The sequence below is a fragment of the Pseudomonas sp. PDM30 genome (assembly GCF_019218985.1).
Lineage (GTDB): Bacteria > Pseudomonadota > Gammaproteobacteria > Pseudomonadales > Pseudomonadaceae > Aquipseudomonas > Aquipseudomonas jessenii.
This window is the reverse complement of record NZ_JAHUWM010000002.1, coordinates 703,616-722,944: the sequence shown is the minus strand read 5'-3', so window position 1 is coordinate 722,944 and position 19,329 is coordinate 703,616. Positions and strand designations below refer to the sequence as shown.

Sequence of the window (19,329 nt, the reverse complement as noted above, 5' to 3'; positions counted from 1 at the left end):
CTCAGCGGCTCGCTTCTATTAATGTTTCAACTTCGGCCAGACGCTCGTGAGTGCCGACATCGACCCAGTGCCCCCTCAATTGCTCGCCGGTCACCTGCCCGTCAGCCATGGCCTTGCGCAACAGTGGAGCGAGCTTGAAGGCCCCCTCGGTGCAACCGTCGAACAACTGCGGATGCAACACGGCGATACCGCTGTAGGTCAAGGTGCCAGCCCCTGGTTGACCGTCGAGCACCCGCGTTTCTACCAGGCCAAAGTCCCCGGCCGGATGATGGGGCGGGTTGCTGACCAGCACCAGGTGCGCCAGGCCGTTGATGGGCTGATGCAGCACGCTGAAGTCGTAATCGGTCCAGATGTCGCCGTTGACCACGACAAACGCTTCATCCCCCAACAATGGCAACGCGCGGAAAATTCCGCCGCCGGTTTCCAGGGGTTCACCTTCGGCCGAGTACTGAATGCTCACGCCATAACGCGAACCATCGCCCAGATAGTCTTCGATCTGCTGACCGAGCCAGGCGTGATTGATCACAATGTCGGTGAAGCCGGCGGCGGCCAGTGCTCGCAGGTGATACTCGATCAGCGGCACGCCGCCTGCACGAACCAGCGGTTTTGGCGTGGTCAGGGTCAGCGGGCGCATGCGCTCACCTTTGCCCGCGGCCAGAATCATTGCCTTCATGCTTTCACTCCGGCACGCAAACTGGCCAGCAACACATCCAGCTCGGCCAGTTCAGGGCGGCGCGCGATCACCGCGTCTATGTACGCAAAGAAACGTGGCACATCACCCAGGTAACGCGGTTTGCCGTCGCGATGGCAGATGCGCGCGAAAATGCCGATGACTTTCAGGTGACGTTGCACGCCCATCAAGTCGCTGGCACGCAGGAAGTCCTCGAAGTCGGGCTGAACCGGAATCCCGAGGGCACCCGCTTGCTGCCAGTAGCTTTCGAGCCAGCCGTGCACGCGCTCCTCGGGCCAGCTGAGGAATGCGTCCTTGAACAGGCAGGTCACGTCGTAGGTCACCGGGCCATACACCGCATCCTGGAAGTCCAGCACACCGGGATTGGGTTCGCTGAGCATCAGGTTGCGCGGCATGTAGTCGCGATGCACCAGGACTTTTGGCTGTGCCAGGGCGCTGTCGATCAACAGTTCGCTGACCTGCTGCCAGAGCACTTGCTGCGCCGCGTCCAGTTCGATGCCCAATTCGCGCTTCACGTACCACTCGGGGAACAGCTCCAGCTCGCGACGAAGCAAGGCCACGTCATAGCTCGGCAGAGGCGCAACCATCGGCAGCTGCTGGAAAGCCAGCAACGCTTGCAGGGCATCCTTGAACAAATCGTCGGCGTTTTCGCTTTCGATGACGTCCAGATAGGTCTTGTTGCCCAGGTCATTGAGCAAAAGAAAGCCGCGTTCGAGGTCTTCGGCATAAATTTTCGGCACATTTATTCCGGATTTCGCCAGCAAAAAGGCGATATCCACGAAGGGTTTGCAGTTTTCCTGGGGCGGCGGCGCGTCCATCACGATGAAACTTTTGTCACCGCCTTCCCAGCGGAAATACCGCCGAAAACTCGCGTCGCTGCTGGCCGCAGTCAACGTGGCCGGGGGTACGACGCCCCAGCCCTGCTCGGCAAAAAGGGTCGCCAATTGTTCATCGAGCCAAACTTTCAGGTGTTGCAAGCGTACATCTTGATCAGGCATTGCAAGGGTCTCCGACGGCGCTAGCCGTCAAGCGGGTCATGCTTTATTATCCAGCATCTTTTTCAGACCATCGAGAGGCGTGCGGCCCACACCGCGGGCAGATGGCACGCAGGAAGCCCGGACTAATAAGATGGCATTGAAATCCCCCGCGTTTCGTAAAAAATTTCCGTTGTTGGTTACCGGCAGTTTGCTGGCGCTGCAACCCCTTGCCACTTCCTACGTGGTCGCCGCGGAACAGTTTGACTGCTCAGTCTCTGCTTCGGGTTCCTGGGACTGTGCGCCAAAGACGCCGGCGGCTGCATTGCCACCGCGTCCCGTCCATGACGGCAGCGCAGTTTCCGCCACCGGCGAAGCCCCGGCCGAAAACGGTTCCAGCGAAGACGCCGGCGCCAAGCCGGTGCTGGTCACCGAATCCAAAGGCCGTGGACTGAAGTCGCGTAGCGCAGACTACAGTCACCTCGACTGGGTTCCCCGCGAGCAGCTTACCGCCGCACAATTGGCCGAAACCGGTCCTTATTGCTCCGGTTCCTATATCGAACCGATTCGTCCTGGCATGGATGACAAGACGGATAAAAGTGACGCTCCAACCTTTATCGGCGCAAAAGCCTCCCGCTATAAGCAGGATGAGCAAGTTGCGACCCTGGCCGGCGACGTTGTCATGCGTCAGGGCAGCATGCAGGTCGAAGCCGACGAAGCCAACCTGTATCAGGCCGAAAGCCGTGGCGAACTGAACGGCAACGTGCGCATTCGCGACAACGGTGCCCTGATCGTCGGCGACCACGCCGACGTGCAGCTCGACACCGGTGAAGCCAAGGTCGACAACGCCGAATACGTGATGCACAAATCCCGCATCCGCGGTAATGCGCTGTACGCCAAACGTGCCGAGAACGCGATCATCCGCCTCAAGGATGGTACGTACACCACGTGCGAACCGAACAGCAACGCCTGGCAGCTCAAGGGCAACAACATCACCCTGAACCCGGCCACCGGTTTCGGTACGGCGACCAACGTGACGCTGCGAGTCAAGGACATTCCGGTCCTGTACACGCCGTACATCTACTTCCCGATCGACGACCGTCGCCAGTCGGGCTTCCTGCCGCCGACCATCGGCACCGGCAGCGATACCGGCTTCATGCTGGTCACCCCGTACTACTTCAACCTGGCGCCGAACTACGATGCCACGTTGTACCCACGCTACATGGAAAAGCACGGCTTGTTGATGGAAGGCGAATTCCGCTACCTGACCAAGTCCAGCGAAGGCCAGTTCGGCGCGGCGTACCTCAACGACGAAAGCGACGAACGCGACAAGCAGAGCGACGCCGAAAAAACCCGCTACATGTACAACTGGCAGCACAAGGGTGGTCTCGACTCGCGAGTACTCACGCAAGTCGACTACACCAAGATCAGCGATCCGTATTACTTCCAGGATCTGCAGACCGACCAGATTGGCATCAAAAACAACGACTACGTGAACCAGCAAGGTTCCGTCACCTATCGTGGCGACAGCTATTCCGCTCGCGTGAACGCCCAGGCATACGAACTGGCGAGCGTGTCGAACATTACGCCGTACGATCGCCTGCCGCAGCTCACCCTCGACGGCATGCTGCCTTATCATCCGGAAGGCCTGGACTTCACGTACAACACCGAGCTCGTGCGGTTTGACCGGGATTTGCAGAGCGGAACATATTTTGACGAAGACGGTGTCGGCTCTCCCCGTCTTGATAACAACGTTCAAGGTCTGGCCCGCGCCAATGGCGACCGCCTGAATCTCGCGCCCGCCATCAGCCTGCCGATGAACACGACCTACGGCTTCCTGACACCGAAGCTCAAGTACCAGTACACCCAGTATCAACTGGACCTGGACAGCACCGGCAAAGGTCAGATTGCGAATCAGACCGCAGAACAGGACAGGCTCCTGGGAACATTCGACAGCAACCAGAACCGCGGTGTACCGATCGCCAGCATCGACAGCGGCCTGTACTTCGATCGCAATACCCAGTATTTCGGCAAGAACTACCGCCAGACCCTCGAGCCGCGCCTGTTCTACCTGTACGTGCCTGAGGTCGACCAGGAAGACATCCCGATATTCGATACCAGCGAATACACCTTCAACTATGCGTCGCTGTTCCGTGACAACCGCTTCTCCGGCTCCGACCGTGTCGGTGACGAGAACAAACTGTCCCTGGGTGTGACCAGCCGCTGGATCGAAGACAATGGCTTCGAACGTCAACGCCTCAGCGTCGGCCAGGCCTTGTACTTCAAGGACCGCGAAGTTCAGTTGCCGGGTATCGATGCAAAAACCCGCAAGGATACGCAAGCCAACGTTTCGCCTTACGCCCTGGAATACGAATATCGCTGGAACCGCGACTGGCGCACCACGGCCGATTACAACTGGGACCCGGACAGCCGCAGCCCTCGCTCGGGTAGCGCGATGTTCCATTACCAGCCTGAAGACAACCCGAACAAGGTCATCAACGCCGGCTATCGCTATCGCAATGACCAGGTCCGTTACGACCAGAACACCGGTCAATGGAGCGTTGGTGGCGGTGACTACGGCACCCCTGGCCAGCCTGGCTACGTGAAGGATTACTACAAGATCAAACAGCACGACTTCTCGGTGATCTGGCCGATCGTGCCGCAATGGAACGCCATCAGCCGTTGGCAGTATGACTACAACCGCAACCGTACCCTGGAAGCCTTCGGTGGCTTCGAGTACGACAACTGCTGCTGGAAACTACGCCTGATCAACCGTTACTGGGTTGCCTATGACGAGTTCAGTCAGGAAGCACCGCAAAACGAAAAAGGCGACCATGGCGTCTTCCTCCAAATTGTTCTGAAGGGACTCGGCGGCCTGACTGGCGCCAAGGTAGAGAGCTTCCTCGACAAAGGCATTCAAGGTTATCGTGAACGTGAAGACCAAGCTTTCTGATTGTCTGCGCCCGCTGATGCTGGGCGCGCTGTTCCTGAGTACGGCGGCTAGCGCCGCCGTACAGTCCATCGATAAGGTGGTGGCCATCGTCGACAACGACGTGGTCATGCAGAGCCAACTGGACCAACGGGTTCATGAAGTTCAGCAAACCATTGCCAAGCGTGGCTCTGCCGTGCCGCCGGCCAGCGTGCTGGAGCAGCAGGTACTTGAGCGCCTGATCGTCGAAAACCTGCAATTGCAGATCGGCGAGCGTTCCGGCATCCGCATTACCGATGAAGAGTTGAACCAGGCTGTCGGCACCATTGCCCAGCGCAACAACATGTCGGTCGAGCAGTTCCGCGCCGCCCTGACTCGCGACGGCCTGTCCTACGACGACGCACGTGAGCAGATTCGCCGCGAAATGGTCATCAGCCGTGTACGCCAGCGTCGGGTTGCCGAACGCATTCAGGTCTCCGAGCAGGAAGTGAAGAACTTCCTGGCGTCGGACCTGGGCAAAATGCAGCTGTCTGAAGAGTTCCACCTGGCCAACATCCTGATTCCTACGCCGGAAAGCGCCAACTCCGACGCGATTCAGAGTGCAGCCAAGCAGGCCGATGCGATTTACCAGCAGCTCAAGCAAGGCGCTGACTTCAGTCAGTTGGCGATCGCCAAGTCCGCCAGCGAAACCGCACTGGAAGGTGGTGACATGGGCTGGCGTAAAGCCGCTCAATTGCCGCCGCCGTTCGATCGCCTGCTGAGCACCATGCCGGTGGGCGATGTCACCCAGCCAATGCGCACCCCGGGCGGCTTCATCATCCTGAAGATCCTCGAAAAGCGTGGCGGCCAGACCCAGATGCGCGATGAAGTGCATGTGCGCCACATCCTGGTCAAACCGAGCCCGATCCGCGACGAAGCAAAAACCAAGGCCCTGGCTGACTCGCTCTACAGCCGTATCGAGGCTGGCGAAGACTTCGGCGAGCTGGCAAAAAGCTACTCGGAAGACCCGGGTTCCGCCCTCAACGGCGGCGATCTGAACTGGATCGACCCGAACGCACTGGTGCCCGAGTTCCGCGAAGTGATGGCCAGTACCCCGCAAGGTCAGCTGTCCAAGCCGTTCCAGACTCAATACGGCTGGCATGTCCTGGAAGTCCTTGGCCGTCGCGCCACCGACAGCACCACACAGGCTCGCGAGCAGCAAGCAATGACCGTTTTGCGTAACCGCAAATACGACGAAGAGCTGCAAACCTGGCTGCGTCAGATCCGTGACGAAGCGTACGTGGAAATCAAACTCCCTGGCGCCGACCAGGCAGCGCAGTGAAACCCCAACGTTTCGCGCTGACACCCGGCGAACCGGCCGGCATAGGTCCCGACCTGTGCCTGCTGCTCGCCTCGCAAGCCCAGCCTCACCCCCTGATTGCCATTACCAGCCGCGACCTGCTCATTGAACGGGCCGCGCAACTGGGCGTGGCTGTCGATTTGCTGCCGGTCACACCGGACAGCTGGCCGGATGTACCCGCGCCAGCCAACAGCCTGTATGTCTGGGATACACCGCTCAACGCCAAGGTCGTCGCCGGGCAACTGGACAAGGCCAACGCTGCCTTCGTACTGGAAACCCTGACCCGCGCCGGCCAAGGCTGCCTGAGCGGAGATTTCGCCGGCATGATTACCGCGCCGGTGCACAAAGGCGTGATCAACGAATCCGGCATCGCCTTTTCCGGGCATACGGAATTCCTCGCCGACCTGACCCACACCGCGCAAGTGGTGATGATGCTGGCCACGCGCGGCTTGCGCGTAGCCCTGGTGACCACTCACCTGCCCCTTCGCGAGATTGCCGATGCAATCACGCCGGAGCGTCTGGAGCGCGTCACGCGAATCCTGCACGCCGACCTGCAAAACAAGTTCGGCATCGCCCGGCCACGCATCCTGGTTTGTGGGCTCAACCCCCATGCCGGCGAAGGCGGACACCTGGGCCATGAAGAAATCGATATCATCGAACCCACATTAGAGCGCCTGCGCGGCGAGGGCATGGACCTTCGAGGCCCCCTGCCCGCCGACACTCTGTTTACCCCCAAATATCTGGAGCACTGCGATGCGGTGCTGGCGATGTACCACGACCAGGGCCTGCCGGTGCTGAAGTACAAAGGCTTCGGCGCGGCAGTCAACGTGACCCTCGGCTTGCCGATCATCCGCACATCGGTCGACCACGGCACCGCCCTGGACCTGGCCGGCAGTGGCAAGATCGACACCGGCAGCCTGCAAGTCGCCCTGGAAACCGCCTACCAGATGGCCGAGACCCGTTTATGACCGAGCAATACCAACACAAGGCGCGCAAACGCTTTGGCCAGAACTTCCTGCACGATGCCGGCGTTATCGACCGCATCCTGCGCTCCATTCATGCCAAGGTAGAAGACCGCCTGCTGGAAATTGGCCCAGGCCAGGGCGCACTGACCCAAGGCCTGCTCAGCAGCGGCGCGCAACTCGACGTGGTGGAGCTGGACAAGGACCTGATCCCGATTCTCAACCAGCAGTTTGCCGGCAAGAGCAACTTCAACCTGCATCAGGGCGATGCGCTGAAGTTCGACTTCAATAGCCTGAATGCCGCGCCTGGCAGCCTGCGCGTGGTCGGTAACCTGCCGTACAACATCTCCACGCCGCTGATTTTTCACCTGCTGCACAACTCGCACCTGATTCGCGACATGCACTTCATGCTGCAAAAGGAAGTGGTCGAGCGCCTGGCTGCCGGCCCTGGTGGTGGCGACTGGGGTCGCTTGTCGATCATGGTTCAGTACCATTGCCGGGTCGAGCACCTGTTCAATGTCGGCCCGGGCGCGTTCAACCCGCCGCCGAAAGTCGATTCGGCCATCGTGCGCCTGGTACCCCACGCGGTACTGCCACACCCGGCCAAGGATCACCGCCTGCTGGAACGCGTCGTGCGCGAAGCTTTCAACCAGCGCCGCAAAACCCTGCGCAACACTCTCAAGCTGCTGCTGAGCAATGCCGAAATCGAAGCAGCCGGCGTCGATGGCAGCCTGCGTCCCGAGCAACTCGACCTGGCCGCGTTCGTGCGCCTGGCCGACAAGCTCAGCGAACAAAAGCCTGCCGCTGACTGACAGGCGATGAGCGCTATCGGGTAGGACGCCACTCTGGTCTACTACCCGATACTTGGCCTAGACTGAACCCCAACAGCTACGCCCCGCGTCCCGCTTCGTTTTTAAGGCCCTTTGCATGTCCGATCCTCGCTATCAGGTCGACGTCAGCGTCGTCACCCGCTATCTGGCAGAACAATCGCAACCCGAGCACGACCGCTTTGCCTTCGCCTACACCATCACCGTACAAAACAACGGTGAAATGCCCGCCAAACTGCTTTCACGGCACTGGGTCATCACCGATGGTGACGGGCATGTCGAAGAAGTGCGCGGTGCAGGCGTGGTCGGCCAGCAACCGTTGATCGAGCCCGGCAAGAGCCACACCTACAGCAGCGGCACGGTCATGACCACCAAGGTCGGCACCATGCAAGGCACCTATCAGATGCTGTCCGACGACGGTAAACATTTCGATGCCATCATCGCGCCCTTCCGCCTGGCGGTGCCCGGAGCCCTGCACTGATGGCAACGTACGCTGTCGGTGACCTGCAAGGCTGTCTTCAGGCGCTGCAATGCCTGCTCAAACAAGTGGCGTTCGACCCGAAACGCGATCGTCTGTGGCTGGTGGGCGACCTGGTCAACCGCGGCCCGCAGTCGCTGGAAACCTTGCGCTTCCTCTACAGCATTCGCGAATCGCTGGTGTGCGTGCTCGGCAACCATGACCTGCACTTGCTGGCGGCCGGACGCAATATCGAACGCCTGAAGAAGGCCGACACCCTGCGCGAGATCATTGAAGCGCCCGATAGCGCTGAACTGCTCGAATGGCTGCGCCAGCAAAAACTCATGCACTACGACGAACAGCGCAACCTTGTACTGGTCCATGCCGGCATTCCACCCCAGTGGTCGCTGCGCAAGGCCTTGAAATGTGCCGCCGAAGTCGAGGCTGCCTTGCGTGACGACAACCTGTTGCCGCCCTACCTCGATGGCATGTACGGCAACGATCCGGCGAAATGGGACAACGACCTCAAAGGCGTGACGCGCCTGCGGGTGATCACCAACTATTTCACCCGCATGCGTTTCTGCACCGCCGAAGGCAAACTCGACCTAAAGAGCAAGGAAGGCCTGGATACCGCACCACCTGGCTACAAACCCTGGTTCCAGCACAAGGAACGCAAGACCAAGAATCTGAAAATCATTTTCGGTCACTGGGCAGCGCTGGAAGGCAACGTCGAAGAGCCGGGTGTTTCGGCGCTCGATACAGGCTGTGTCTGGGGCGGCGCCCTGACCCTGATGAACGTCGACAGCTTTGAGCGCCTGTCCTGCAAATGCGATGAACACGGTCATGCCGTACCGCCAGTCGCCTCATCCATTCCCCAAACATCGCCAGCCAGCGCCCCGCGCTAGACTGCCCATTCAGCCGAGCCACAGGAGCCCGCCATGAGCGAATTCAAACGTATCCCCCCGGAACAGGCCCAGGCCCTGCGCGAACAAGGCGCAGTGGTGGTCGACGTCCGCGACCCGGCCACTTTTGCCGCCCTGCACATCGCAGGCTCCAAGCATCTGGACAACCATTCCCTGCACGCTTTCATCCAGGGTGCCGACCTCGATGCACCGACCGTGGTGGTCTGCTATCACGGCAATTCCAGCCAGGGCGCGGCCGCTTACCTGATCAGCCAGGGCTTCTCCGACGTCTACAGCATGGATGGCGGATTCGAGTTGTGGCGTACGACGTATCCTGCGGAAACGGCGCAAGGCACCACTGAATAATTTTTTTGTAACGTTGCAGGCCCCGGCTCCCGCGGGCTAGCGCGGTGGCAGACGAACGGTCTGCCACAACTAATTACGTATCTCGCCTTTACCTCCCGAATTCCCAACTATCCTTAAGCCCAGGCCATCCAAAACAGGGGAGAGCCGGTACACCGGCGCACGGGTCATCGGGAGTAGCTTTCGGAGTAGTCAGCTCCGGGAGAGTTCTGGGGGGTAAACAGCAATCGCCTGTTCGGTTGCTGCCAGCATCGACTGAGTGATCCGGCGTCGGCTCCACGTATCGAGCGAGGTGACGTCATGAGTATCTTTAGCCACTTCCAACAACGCTTCGAGTCCACACGCCAGGAAGAACTCTCTCTGCAAGAGTATCTTGAGCTGTGCAAACAGGACCGCAGCGCCTACGCCTCCGCCGCCGAGCGTCTATTGCTGGCCATCGGTGAACCGGAACTGCTCGACACCTCGACCAACTCGAGACTGTCGCGCATCTTCTCCAACAAGGTCATCCGCCGCTATCCGGCCTTTGAAGACTTCCACGGGATGGAAGAATGCATCGACCAGATCGTGTCGTATTTCCGCCATGCCGCTCAGGGCCTGGAAGAGAAGAAACAGATCCTGTACCTGCTCGGCCCTGTCGGTGGCGGTAAATCGTCCCTGGCCGAGAAGCTCAAGCAACTGATAGAAAAAGTGCCCTTCTATGCAATCAAGGGCTCGCCGGTTTTCGAGTCGCCCCTGGGTCTTTTCAACGCCACCGAAGATGGCGCGATCCTCGAGGAAGACTTTGGCATTCCACGGCGCTACCTCAACACCATCATGTCGCCATGGGCGACCAAACGCCTGGCCGAATTCGGTGGCGACATCAGTCAGTTCCGCGTGGTCAAACTCTACCCGTCGATCCTCAACCAGGTCGCTGTGGCCAAGACCGAACCTGGCGACGAAAACAACCAGGACATCTCGGCGCTGGTGGGCAAGGTCGATATCCGCAAACTGGAGGAATTCCCGCAAAACGACGCCGACGCCTACAGCTACTCGGGCGCCCTGTGCCGGGCCAACCAGGGCCTGATGGAATTCGTCGAAATGTTCAAGGCACCGATCAAGGTGCTGCACCCACTGCTGACCGCCACCCAGGAAGGCAACTACAACAGTACCGAAGGCCTCGGCGCAATTCCGTTCACCGGGATCCTGCTGGCGCACTCCAACGAATCGGAGTGGCACACCTTCCGCAACAACAAGAACAACGAAGCCTTCATCGACCGGATCTACATCGTCAAAGTCCCGTACTGCCTGCGGGTCAGCGACGAAGTGAAGATCTACGACAAGCTCTTGTTCAACAGCTCGCTGGCCAAAGCCCATTGCGCACCCGACACCCTGAAGATGCTGGCCCAGTTCACCGTGCTCTCGCGCCTCAAGGAGCCGGAAAACTCCAACATCTACTCGAAGATGCGCGTGTACGACGGCGAGAACCTCAAGGACACCGATCCGAAAGCCAAGTCGATCCAGGAGTACCGCGACAATGCGGGCGTCGACGAAGGCATGAACGGTCTGTCGACCCGCTTCGCGTTCAAGATCCTGTCGAAGGTGTTCAACTTCGACCCGCACGAAATTGCCGCCAACCCGGTGCACCTGCTCTACGTGCTTGAACAACAGATCGAGCAGGAACAGTTCCAGGCCGAGACCCGCGAACGCTATCTGCGCTTCCTCAAGGAGTACCTGGCACCGCGCTACATCGAATTCATCGGCAAGGAGATCCAGACCGCCTACCTCGAGTCCTACAGCGAGTACGGCCAGAACATCTTCGATCGTTATGTGCTGTACGCCGACTTCTGGATCCAGGACCAGGAATACCGCGACCCGGAAACCGGCGAGATCCTCAACCGAGTAGCGTTGAACGAAGAACTGGAGAAAATCGAAAAACCGGCCGGTATCAGCAATCCGAAGGATTTCCGCAACGAAATCGTCAACTTCGTACTGCGCGCCCGGGCCAACAACAACGGCAAGAACCCGACCTGGCTCAGCTACGAAAAACTGCGGGTGGTCATCGAGAAGAAAATGTTCTCCAACACCGAGGACCTGCTGCCGGTCATCAGCTTCAATGCCAAGGCCAGCAAAGAGGACCAACAGAAACACAACGACTTCGTCACACGGATGGTCGAGCGGGGCTACACCGACAAACAGGTACGACTGCTGTCCGAGTGGTACCTGCGGGTCAGAAAATCACAGTAACCCGCTGCCGGTCAGACCGGTTGTCGTCAGCCAGAGGCCTGTGTACGCGTTTTCTGTTACACAGACCTCTGGAAGGTGTTCGAAAGTCGGTAGCGAGGTACAGGCAGCATCCAAAAGCGCTTGGGGGAGCGTGAACATCCCTTGGCACCGGTCCGATGCTGCATAACCGCTCGCCCCTTTCAGGACAGCTTCTAAGGAGCAGTCATGAGCTATGTGATCGACCGACGTCTCAATGGCAAGAACAAGAGCACGGTGAACCGCCAGCGTTTTCTGCGGCGCTACCGTGATCACATCAAGAAGGCTGTCGAAGAGGCGGTCAGCCGGCGCTCCATTACCGATATGGAACACGGCGAACAAATCAGCATTCCCGGCCGCGACATCGACGAGCCGGTGCTTCATCACGGTCGCGGTGGCAAGCAGACGGTCGTGCACCCGGGCAACAAGGAATTCACCAGCGGCGAACATATCGCCCGGCCACCGGGAGGCGGTGGCGGCCGAGGCCCCGGCAAGGCGGGCAATTCCGGCGAGGGGATGGACGAATTCGTCTTCCAGATTACCCAGGAAGAGTTCCTTGAGTTCATGTTCGAGGACCTCGAACTGCCCAACCTGGTCAAACGCAACCTGACCGGCACCGACACCTTCAAGACCGTGCGCGCCGGGATCAGCAACGAGGGCAACCCGTCGCGGATCAACATCATCCGCACCCTGCGCTCAGCCCACGCCCGGCGAATCGCCCTGTCCGGCAGCAGCCGCGCAAAACTGCGTGAAGCCAAGGAAGAACTTCTGCGACTCAAGCAAGAAGAACCGGACAACTTCGGCGATATCCAGGAAATCGAAGCAGAAATCGAAAAACTTAGCGCGCGCATTCACCGTATACCGTTTCTCGACACCTTCGACCTCAAGTACAACCTGCTCATCAAACAGCCCAACCCCAGTTCCAAGGCCGTGATGTTCTGCCTGATGGACGTGTCCGGCTCGATGACCCAGGCGACCAAGGACATCGCCAAGCGCTTCTTCATCCTGCTGTACCTGTTTCTCAAACGTAACTACGACAAGATCGATGTCGTGTTCATCCGCCACCACACCAGCGCCCGCGAAGTGGATGAAGAGGAGTTTTTCTACTCCCGGGAAACCGGCGGCACCATCGTCTCCAGCGCCTTGAAACTGATGCAGGAGATCATGGCCGAGCGTTATCCGAGCAACGAGTGGAACATCTACGCCGCCCAGGCCTCAGACGGTGACAACTGGAACGACGACTCTCCGATCTGCCGCGACATCCTGATCAACCAGATCATGCCATTCGTGCAGTACTACACTTACGTTGAGATCACCCCGCGCGAACACCAGGCCCTGTGGTTCGAGTACGAGCGCATCGCCGAAGCCTTTTCCGATACATTTGCCCAGCAACAACTGGTCTCGGCCGGGGATATCTATCCGGTCTTCCGTGAACTCTTCCAGCGCAGGTTAGTGACATGACCGCCAAAGAGCAGAAACGCCAACCCATTTCCACCGGCTCCGAATGGACGTTCGAGCTGATCCAGGCCTACGACCGCGAAATCAGTCGTATTGCGGCCGGTTACGCACTCGATACGTATCCCAACCAGATCGAAGTGATCACCGCCGAACAGATGATGGACGCCTACGCCTCGGTCGGTATGCCGCTGGGTTATCACCACTGGTCCTATGGCAAGCACTTCCTCAGCACCGAAAAGTCCTACACCCGCGGCCAGATGGGGCTGGCGTACGAGATCGTGATCAACTCCGACCCATGCATCGCCTACCTGATGGAAGAAAACACCATCTGCATGCAGGCGCTGGTGGTGGCCCATGCCTGCTACGGGCACAACAGCTTTTTCAAAGGCAATTACCTGTTCCGCACCTGGACCGACGCCAGTTCGATCATCGATTACCTGGTGTTTGCCAAGCAGTACATCATGCAGTGCGAAGAACGCCACGGTATCGACGCGGTCGAGGATCTGCTCGACTCCTGCCATGCGCTGATGAACTATGGTGTCGACCGTTACAAACGCCCTTATCCGATCTCCGCGGAAGAAGAACGTCGCCGGCAAAAGGACCGGGAAGAACATTTACAGAAACAGATCAACGATCTGTGGCGCACCATTCCCAAGGGCGCGGACAAGTACAGCGACAAGGACAACGCACGCTTCCCCGCCGAACCCCAGGAAAACATCCTGTACTTCATCGAAAAACATGCACCGCTGCTGGAGCCATGGCAGCGGGAAATCGTGCGTATCGTGCGCAAGATCGCCCAGTATTTTTATCCACAGCGTCAGACCCAGGTCATGAACGAGGGTTGGGCCACGTTCTGGCACTACACACTGATGAACGACCTGTACGACGAAGGCCTGGTCACCGACGGCTTCATGATGGAGTTCCTGACGTCCCACACCAGCGTGGTGTTCCAGCCTGGCTTCGATAGCCCCTACTACAGTGGCATCAACCCCTACGCCCTGGGGTTTGCCATGTACCGCGACATCCGCCGCATGTGCGAAGAGCCTACGGAAGAAGATCGCCGCTGGTTCCCTGACATTGCCGGTACCGACTGGCTGGCAGCCATCAAGTTCGCCATGAGCAGTTTCAAGGATGAGAGCTTCATCCTGCAGTACCTGTCGCCCAAGGTGATCCGCGACCTGAAGCTGTTCAGCATTCTCGATGACGACCAGAAGGACGACCTGCTGGTGCCCGCCATTCACGACGAAGGTGGCTACCGCATCATCAGGGAAACCCTCGCGGCACAGTACAACCTGGGCAATCGCGAGCCTAACGTGCAGATCTACAGCATCGACCGTCGCGGTGACCGCTCCCTGACCCTGCGTCACCAGCAGCACGACCGCAAACCGTTGGGGGACTCGACCGAAGAAGTGCTCAAACACCTGCACCGCCTCTGGGGCTTCGACATTCACCTGGAAACCCTGCAAGGCGATCAGGTCATGAAAACCCACCATGTGCCGCCCAGAAGCGAGCACAGCGAAGGTGATTACGGCCGCCTGGACTTGGCCGTCATCCATCTTTGATCCGGTTTGTGCCTCCGAAAGCTCGATGCAACGGTTATCCTGTCGAGCTAACGGAGGTTTTTTATGCGTATTTATAAAGTCGGCGGTGCGGTACGTGATCGCCTGCTGGGTAAACCGGTTACCGATATCGACTGGGTTGTGGTCGGCGCTACCACCGAAGAAATGCTCGCCAAGGGCTTTCGCCCGGTGGGCGCGGACTTCCCGGTGTTCCTTCATCCCAAAAGCGGTGAGGAATACGCCCTCGCCCGCACCGAGCGCAAAAGCGGACGCGGTTATGGCGGGTTCACTTTTCACGCCAGCACTGAAGTCACCCTCGAAGAAGACCTGATCCGCCGCGACCTGACCATCAATGCCATGGCCGAGGACGATCAGCAGAACCTGACCGACCCGTACCACGGCCAGCGTGATCTTGAAGCGCGCCTGCTTCGCCATGTTTCCCCGGCATTTGCCGAAGATCCACTCCGGGTCCTGCGTGTTGCCCGCTTCGCGGCGCGCTACGCGACGCTGGGTTTTACCGTTGCCCCGGAAACCCTGGCGCTGATGCACCAACTCAGCGAGTCAGGTGAACTTGAAGCGCTGACCCCTGAGCGCAGCTGGAAGGAAATTTCCCGCGCCCTGATGGAAGATCAGCCACAGGTATTTGTTGAGGTTCTGCGCGCATGCGGCGCACTCAAGGTTCTGATGCCCGAGGTCGACGCGCTGTTTGGCGTACCGCAACCACCCGCCCATCACCCGGAAATCGATACAGGTGCACATACCCTGAGCGTGTTGCAGCAAGCCGCACTACACAAACAGCCACTCACCGTGCGCTGGGCGTGCCTGCTGCACGACCTGGGCAAGGGACTGACGCCAGAGGATGAATGGCCGCGACACATTGCCCACGAGTTCAAGGGCCTGAAGCTGATCAAGGCGGTCAATGAACGCTTCAAGGTGCCGAAGGACTGCCAGGAACTGGCGCTGCTGGTGGCCGAGTACCACACCCATGGGCATCGCGCCCTTGAGCTGAAGCCATCGACATTGCTGGAGTTGTTGCAAAGCTTCGACATTTACCGTCGGCCACAGCGGTTCGAGGAGTTCATCGCCGCCTGCGAGATGGATGCGCGTGGGCGCAAAGGGCTGGAAGAAAGAAGTTACCCACAGGCAGATTACTTGCGCGGCGCGGCAACTGCGGCGCGTAGCGTGGCGGTTCAGCCGTTGCTGGAGAAAGGCCTCAAGGGACCGGAGCTGGGGGAGGAGATCAAGCGCGAGCGGCTCAAGGCGCTGAAGGCTTACAAAGAGGCGACGTCTGTCTGAAAAGCTTCGCGAGCAAGCCCGCTCCCACAGGAATTGCATCGTACCTGTGGGAGCGAGCCTGCTCGCGAAGACGTCAGTTAGGTCACAACAAATCTGAAGGTGTGAGCTGTTCACCGCGCCATTCGAACGCTACTGGCGCCAACACCTGATCGATCTGCGCTTCAGCCCACAAGGTCGCAAAACTCTTGCCTGCGCCCGGGTGCACGCGATCCGGCGCTATCAACGACAACGGCCACAGAACGAACGCATTTTTCAGAATTTCTGCCCGCGGTAAGATCAAGCCATCGAAATTGCCCACCAGGTCACCGAACAACAATACGTCGATATCCAGCGGCAAACCTCGGCGATCCGGTGCGTAACGACCGTTATCCGCCTCAATGAACTTCAATCGACGATCAAGTTCCATCAGCGGCAGATCGGTATACGCCGACACCACGAAATTGAAGAACGGCCCGCTCTTGATGCCCACCGGCTGGCTTTCGAACACCGCCGAACAGCGGATATCGACAAGGAATGCCGCCAGAGCATCGAGTCCCGCCCGCAAATGGGTTTCACGCTCGATATTGCTACCGAGCCCGAGGTACACCTGAGTCAGCGACATCCGCGCTCGATCTCCACGCCCACACCGCCGGTGGCAGCCGGGACGGCCCCGGGCTTGGTCAACTTAAGGCGCATCCAGGTGATCTTGAATTCGCTCATCAGCACTTCAACCAGGCGCTCGGCAAAGGTTTCCACCAACTGGAATTGCGCCTGCTCGGCAAACGCCTGGATGCGCGAGGAAACACTGGCGTAGTCGAGCGCCAGGGTCAGGTCATCACCGGCTGCGGCCGGGCGATTATCCCAGGCGAAGCTCAGGTCAAGACGCAAGCACTGTCGGATGCCTCGCTCCCAGTCGTAGGCACCAATCACCGTGTCGACTTCCAGGCCCTCGATAAACACTCTGTCCAAGCACTTCTCTCCGCTACACGACAAGGGCGCAATGCGCCGTTAGAATCAGGGCTTCCTCGCCCGGAATAGTTAGCATGTTTTGGTTATTGGCGATCCTCGCCTACCTGCTCGGCTCTCTGTCCTTTGCCATTTTGCTCAGCCGCATGACCGGTAACCCCGATCCGCGAATGAGTGGCTCGGGCAATGCCGGTGCCACCAACATGTTGCGCCTGGCCGGCAAGAAGCTCGCCATCCTGACCTTGCTCGGGGACCTTTGCAAAGGCCTGCTGCCGGTACTGATTGCGCGCCTTGCGGGTCTTTCGCAGCAGGAACAGGCCTGGATCGGCGTCTATGCCGTCATCGGCCATCTGTTTCCGTTGTACTTTCGCTTTCGCGGCGGCAAGGGCGTCGCCACCGCTGCCGGCATGTTGCTGGGACTGTACCCGCCCGCTGCCCTTCTGGCGGTCTGCACCTGGCTCTTGACGTTCTACCTGACCCGTACCAGCTCCCTGGCCGCCCTCATCGCCACACCGCTGACCTTGCCGTTGCTGGCCTGGCAAGAACCGGCCGCCCTGCTGCCCATGAGCACGCTCACCGGGCTGATCGTCTGGCGACATCGCGGCAATCTACGCGACCTGCTTGCCGGGCGCGAACGGCATTTCTAGCCGCCGGACATGAGCACCGCTCATCACAATGCGGTCAACTGCTCCATCGGCCAACGCGCCTGCACGCTGATCGCCAGGCTTTCCTGCTGACCGGCCTGCAAGCGCTGGCAGCCGGCAAAGGCAATCATCGCGCCGTTATCGGTGCAAAACTGCGCACGGGCATAAAATACATCGCCCTTCATGTCGCCGAGCATTTTCTCCAGGGAAGTGCGCAACGCCTTGTTGGCACTGACGCCCCCGGCAATCACCAGGCGCTTCATGCCAGCGGCCTTCAGGGCACGCTTGCACTTGATGGTCAAAGTCTCCACCACGGCCTGCTGGAATGCCAGCGCGATGTCGCAACGGGCTTGCTCTCCGTCGTCCCCGGCGTTGACGCACTGTTGCCAGGTGTTCAGCGCAAAGGTTTTCAGGCCACTGAAGCTGAAATCCAGGCCCGGACGGTCGCACATCGGCCGCGGGAAGACGAAACGCCCTGCAACGCCTTGCTCTGCAAGGCGAGCGATCTCCGGTCCGCCCGGATAATTGAGCCCCATCATCTTGGCCGTCTTGTCGAAGGCCTCGCCGGCGGCGTCATCCAGGGTCTCGCCCAGAAGCGTGTACTGACCGATTCCGTCGACCTGAACCAGTTGCGTGTGACCACCCGACACCAACAAAGCGACGAACGGAAATTCCGGCGGTTGCGACTCCAGCATCGGCGCCAGCAAATGGCCTTCCATGTGATGCACGCCAAGGGCCGGAATGCCCCAGGCAAAGGCCAGCGCCTGAGCACAGGAAGCCCCTACCAGCAAGGCACCCACCAGGCCAGGACCCGCGGTGTAGGCGATCGCATCGATCTCGGTCGGCACGCAGTCGGCCTCGGCCAACACCTGACGAATCAAGGGCAGCATGCGTTTGACGTGATCGCGTGAAGCCAGCTCCGGCACCACGCCACCATAGGCACGGTGCAGGTCGATCTGACTGAACAACGCGTCGGCCAGCAGGCCGCGTTCACTGTCATACAATGCGACACCAGTTTCGTCGCAGGATGTTTCTAATCCCAGTACTAGCATGGGTTTGCGCCTTGTTTAGGCTGAATTCGAAGGCGCGCATAATAGTCGTCGCGTGATGCCCCTACCAGCGGTTTTCGATCAGAGGCTTTGCATTCCGAGCGTTGAGGGGTTAACATCCGCAACCCTTAAAAACCGACGTCTTCAAGTGCTCTTTTGCCGCGAGGATGTTGACCCCGGTAATGAATGAAGGTAGCTCTGGATGCCAGCCGTCAAAGTAAAAGAGAACGAACCCTTCGACGTAGCTCTGCGTCGTTTCAAGCGCTCCTGCGAAAAAGCCGGTGTACTGGCTGAAGTTCGTAGCCGCGAATTTTACGAGAAGCCAACTTCTGAGCGTAAGCGCAAAGCAGCAGCCGCTGTTAAGCGTCACGCCAAGAAAGTTCAGCGCGAACAGCGCCGCGCCGTTCGTCTGTACTAATACACAGACGATCGTAGCAAGCTTCTGCCAAGCCCGGCCCTCAGCCGGGCTTATGGCATTTGCGTAAAACGCTTGATGCTTCACTGTCAAAGCCGCAGACGCGACCGAGACAAATCTGCTTCACCGCGTCAGACCTGGCTCTTTTGCCAGCGGTGCACGTCTTTTCTGACGAGCCTTTCAAGGCTACTGACGAGCACACCCACTGATTCCTCTCACGACGATCAGCCCAAGGCACCTGCTTGCGTGCCAGATGATGAGCTATCCGGGGCCTATGATTG

General features: G+C 59.5%; 18 protein-coding genes. 13 read left to right on the top strand and 5 right to left on the bottom strand.

Features of this window, described 5'->3' with window-relative positions; all coding sequences use genetic code 11:
• Position 1 precedes the first annotated feature (1 nt).
• Together murU and KW840_RS07260 are read right to left on the bottom strand one after the other, a co-directional pair.
• Entirely contained in the window at positions 2 to 673 is a 672-nt protein-coding gene (gene murU / locus KW840_RS07265) for an N-acetylmuramate alpha-1-phosphate uridylyltransferase MurU (RefSeq protein ID WP_057713076.1), read from the bottom strand.
• The gene (locus KW840_RS07260; protein ID WP_090451739.1) at positions 670 to 1,689 is read right to left on the bottom strand and encodes an aminoglycoside phosphotransferase family protein; all 1,020 of its coding nucleotides are present in this window, start codon (positions 1,687 to 1,689) and stop codon (positions 670 to 672) included. Before KW840_RS07260 ends, murU begins: the two co-directional genes overlap by 4 nt.
• A gap of 130 nt (positions 1,690 to 1,819) precedes the next feature.
• Between KW840_RS07260 and KW840_RS07255 the strand changes: the two genes are divergently transcribed.
• The 11 genes from KW840_RS07255 to KW840_RS07205 all read left to right on the top strand — a co-directional run bounded on the left by KW840_RS07255 (position 1,820) and on the right by KW840_RS07205 (position 15,995).
• The gene (locus KW840_RS07255; protein ID WP_218494777.1) at positions 1,820 to 4,618 is read left to right on the top strand and encodes an LPS-assembly protein LptD; all 2,799 of its coding nucleotides are present in this window, start codon (positions 1,820 to 1,822) and stop codon (positions 4,616 to 4,618) included.
• Positions 4,599 to 5,915 carry a peptidylprolyl isomerase SurA gene (gene surA / locus KW840_RS07250; RefSeq protein ID WP_139212578.1) on the top strand — a complete coding sequence of 439 codons (1,317 nt, stop codon included), beginning with the start codon at positions 4,599 to 4,601 and terminating at the stop codon, positions 5,913 to 5,915. The genes KW840_RS07255 and surA overlap by 20 nt, the downstream gene beginning before the upstream one ends.
• A complete protein-coding gene (gene pdxA / locus KW840_RS07245; RefSeq protein WP_218494776.1) occupies positions 5,912 to 6,901 on the top strand; it encodes a 4-hydroxythreonine-4-phosphate dehydrogenase PdxA in 990 nt (329 codons plus the stop codon). Before surA ends, pdxA begins: the two co-directional genes overlap by 4 nt.
• On the top strand, positions 6,898 to 7,707 hold the full coding sequence (rsmA, locus tag KW840_RS07240) for a 16S rRNA (adenine(1518)-N(6)/adenine(1519)-N(6))-dimethyltransferase RsmA (RefSeq protein WP_218494774.1): 810 nt from the start codon (positions 6,898 to 6,900) through the stop codon (positions 7,705 to 7,707). The genes pdxA and rsmA overlap by 4 nt, the downstream gene beginning before the upstream one ends.
• Positions 7,708 to 7,822: 115 nt before the next feature.
• Complete coding sequence (apaG, locus tag KW840_RS07235) at positions 7,823 to 8,203, top strand: Co2+/Mg2+ efflux protein ApaG (RefSeq protein WP_095944860.1); 381 nt, start codon at positions 7,823 to 7,825, stop codon at positions 8,201 to 8,203.
• A complete protein-coding gene (locus KW840_RS07230; protein ID WP_218494773.1) occupies positions 8,203 to 9,084 on the top strand; it encodes a symmetrical bis(5'-nucleosyl)-tetraphosphatase in 882 nt (293 codons plus the stop codon). Before apaG ends, KW840_RS07230 begins: the two co-directional genes overlap by 1 nt.
• Positions 9,085 to 9,117: 33 nt before the next feature.
• Positions 9,118 to 9,447 (top strand): thiosulfate sulfurtransferase GlpE, encoded by a 330-nt coding sequence (glpE, locus tag KW840_RS07225; RefSeq protein ID WP_008051614.1) that lies wholly within the window; start codon positions 9,118 to 9,120, stop codon positions 9,445 to 9,447.
• 297 nt (positions 9,448 to 9,744) lie between these two features.
• Entirely contained in the window at positions 9,745 to 11,667 is a 1,923-nt protein-coding gene (locus KW840_RS07220; RefSeq protein WP_057713069.1) for a PrkA family serine protein kinase, read from the top strand.
• A 204-nt stretch (positions 11,668 to 11,871) separates the two neighbouring features.
• Positions 11,872 to 13,143 (top strand): YeaH/YhbH family protein, encoded by a 1,272-nt coding sequence (locus KW840_RS07215; protein WP_057713068.1) that lies wholly within the window; start codon positions 11,872 to 11,874, stop codon positions 13,141 to 13,143.
• Positions 13,140 to 14,702, top strand: a complete 1,563-nt coding sequence (locus KW840_RS07210) for a SpoVR family protein (protein ID WP_057713067.1) — start codon at positions 13,140 to 13,142, stop codon at positions 14,700 to 14,702. The genes KW840_RS07215 and KW840_RS07210 overlap by 4 nt, the downstream gene beginning before the upstream one ends.
• Before the next feature lie 63 nt (positions 14,703 to 14,765).
• Positions 14,766 to 15,995 (top strand): multifunctional CCA addition/repair protein, encoded by a 1,230-nt coding sequence (locus tag KW840_RS07205; RefSeq protein ID WP_218494771.1) that lies wholly within the window; start codon positions 14,766 to 14,768, stop codon positions 15,993 to 15,995.
• Positions 15,996 to 16,077: 82 nt separating this feature from the next.
• Here the strand turns inward: KW840_RS07205 and folK are convergent, their stop codons facing one another.
• Positions 16,078 to 16,596: a 2-amino-4-hydroxy-6-hydroxymethyldihydropteridine diphosphokinase gene (folK, locus tag KW840_RS07200; RefSeq protein WP_102670870.1), complete on the bottom strand. Its 519-nt coding sequence runs from the start codon at positions 16,594 to 16,596 to the stop codon at positions 16,078 to 16,080.
• Positions 16,587 to 16,943 carry a dihydroneopterin aldolase gene (gene folB / locus KW840_RS07195; protein ID WP_008051601.1) on the bottom strand — a complete coding sequence of 119 codons (357 nt, stop codon included), beginning with the start codon at positions 16,941 to 16,943 and terminating at the stop codon, positions 16,587 to 16,589. Before folB ends, folK begins: the two co-directional genes overlap by 10 nt.
• A 74-nt stretch (positions 16,944 to 17,017) precedes the next feature.
• On the opposite strand from folB, the gene plsY reads away from it, so the two are divergent.
• Positions 17,018 to 17,587 carry a glycerol-3-phosphate 1-O-acyltransferase PlsY gene (plsY, locus tag KW840_RS07190; RefSeq protein ID WP_218494770.1) on the top strand — a complete coding sequence of 190 codons (570 nt, stop codon included), beginning with the start codon at positions 17,018 to 17,020 and terminating at the stop codon, positions 17,585 to 17,587.
• Between the two features lie 23 nt (positions 17,588 to 17,610).
• Here plsY and tsaD read toward each other — a convergent pair whose 3' ends face one another.
• On the bottom strand, positions 17,611 to 18,636 hold the full coding sequence (gene tsaD, locus KW840_RS07185) for a tRNA (adenosine(37)-N6)-threonylcarbamoyltransferase complex transferase subunit TsaD (protein ID WP_057713063.1): 1,026 nt from the start codon (positions 18,634 to 18,636) through the stop codon (positions 17,611 to 17,613).
• Between the two features lie 199 nt (positions 18,637 to 18,835).
• On the opposite strand from tsaD, the gene rpsU reads away from it, so the two are divergent.
• Positions 18,836 to 19,051, top strand: a complete 216-nt coding sequence (gene rpsU / locus KW840_RS07180; RefSeq protein ID WP_002551877.1) for a 30S ribosomal protein S21 — start codon at positions 18,836 to 18,838, stop codon at positions 19,049 to 19,051.
• Positions 19,052 to 19,329: the final 278 nt, after the last annotated feature.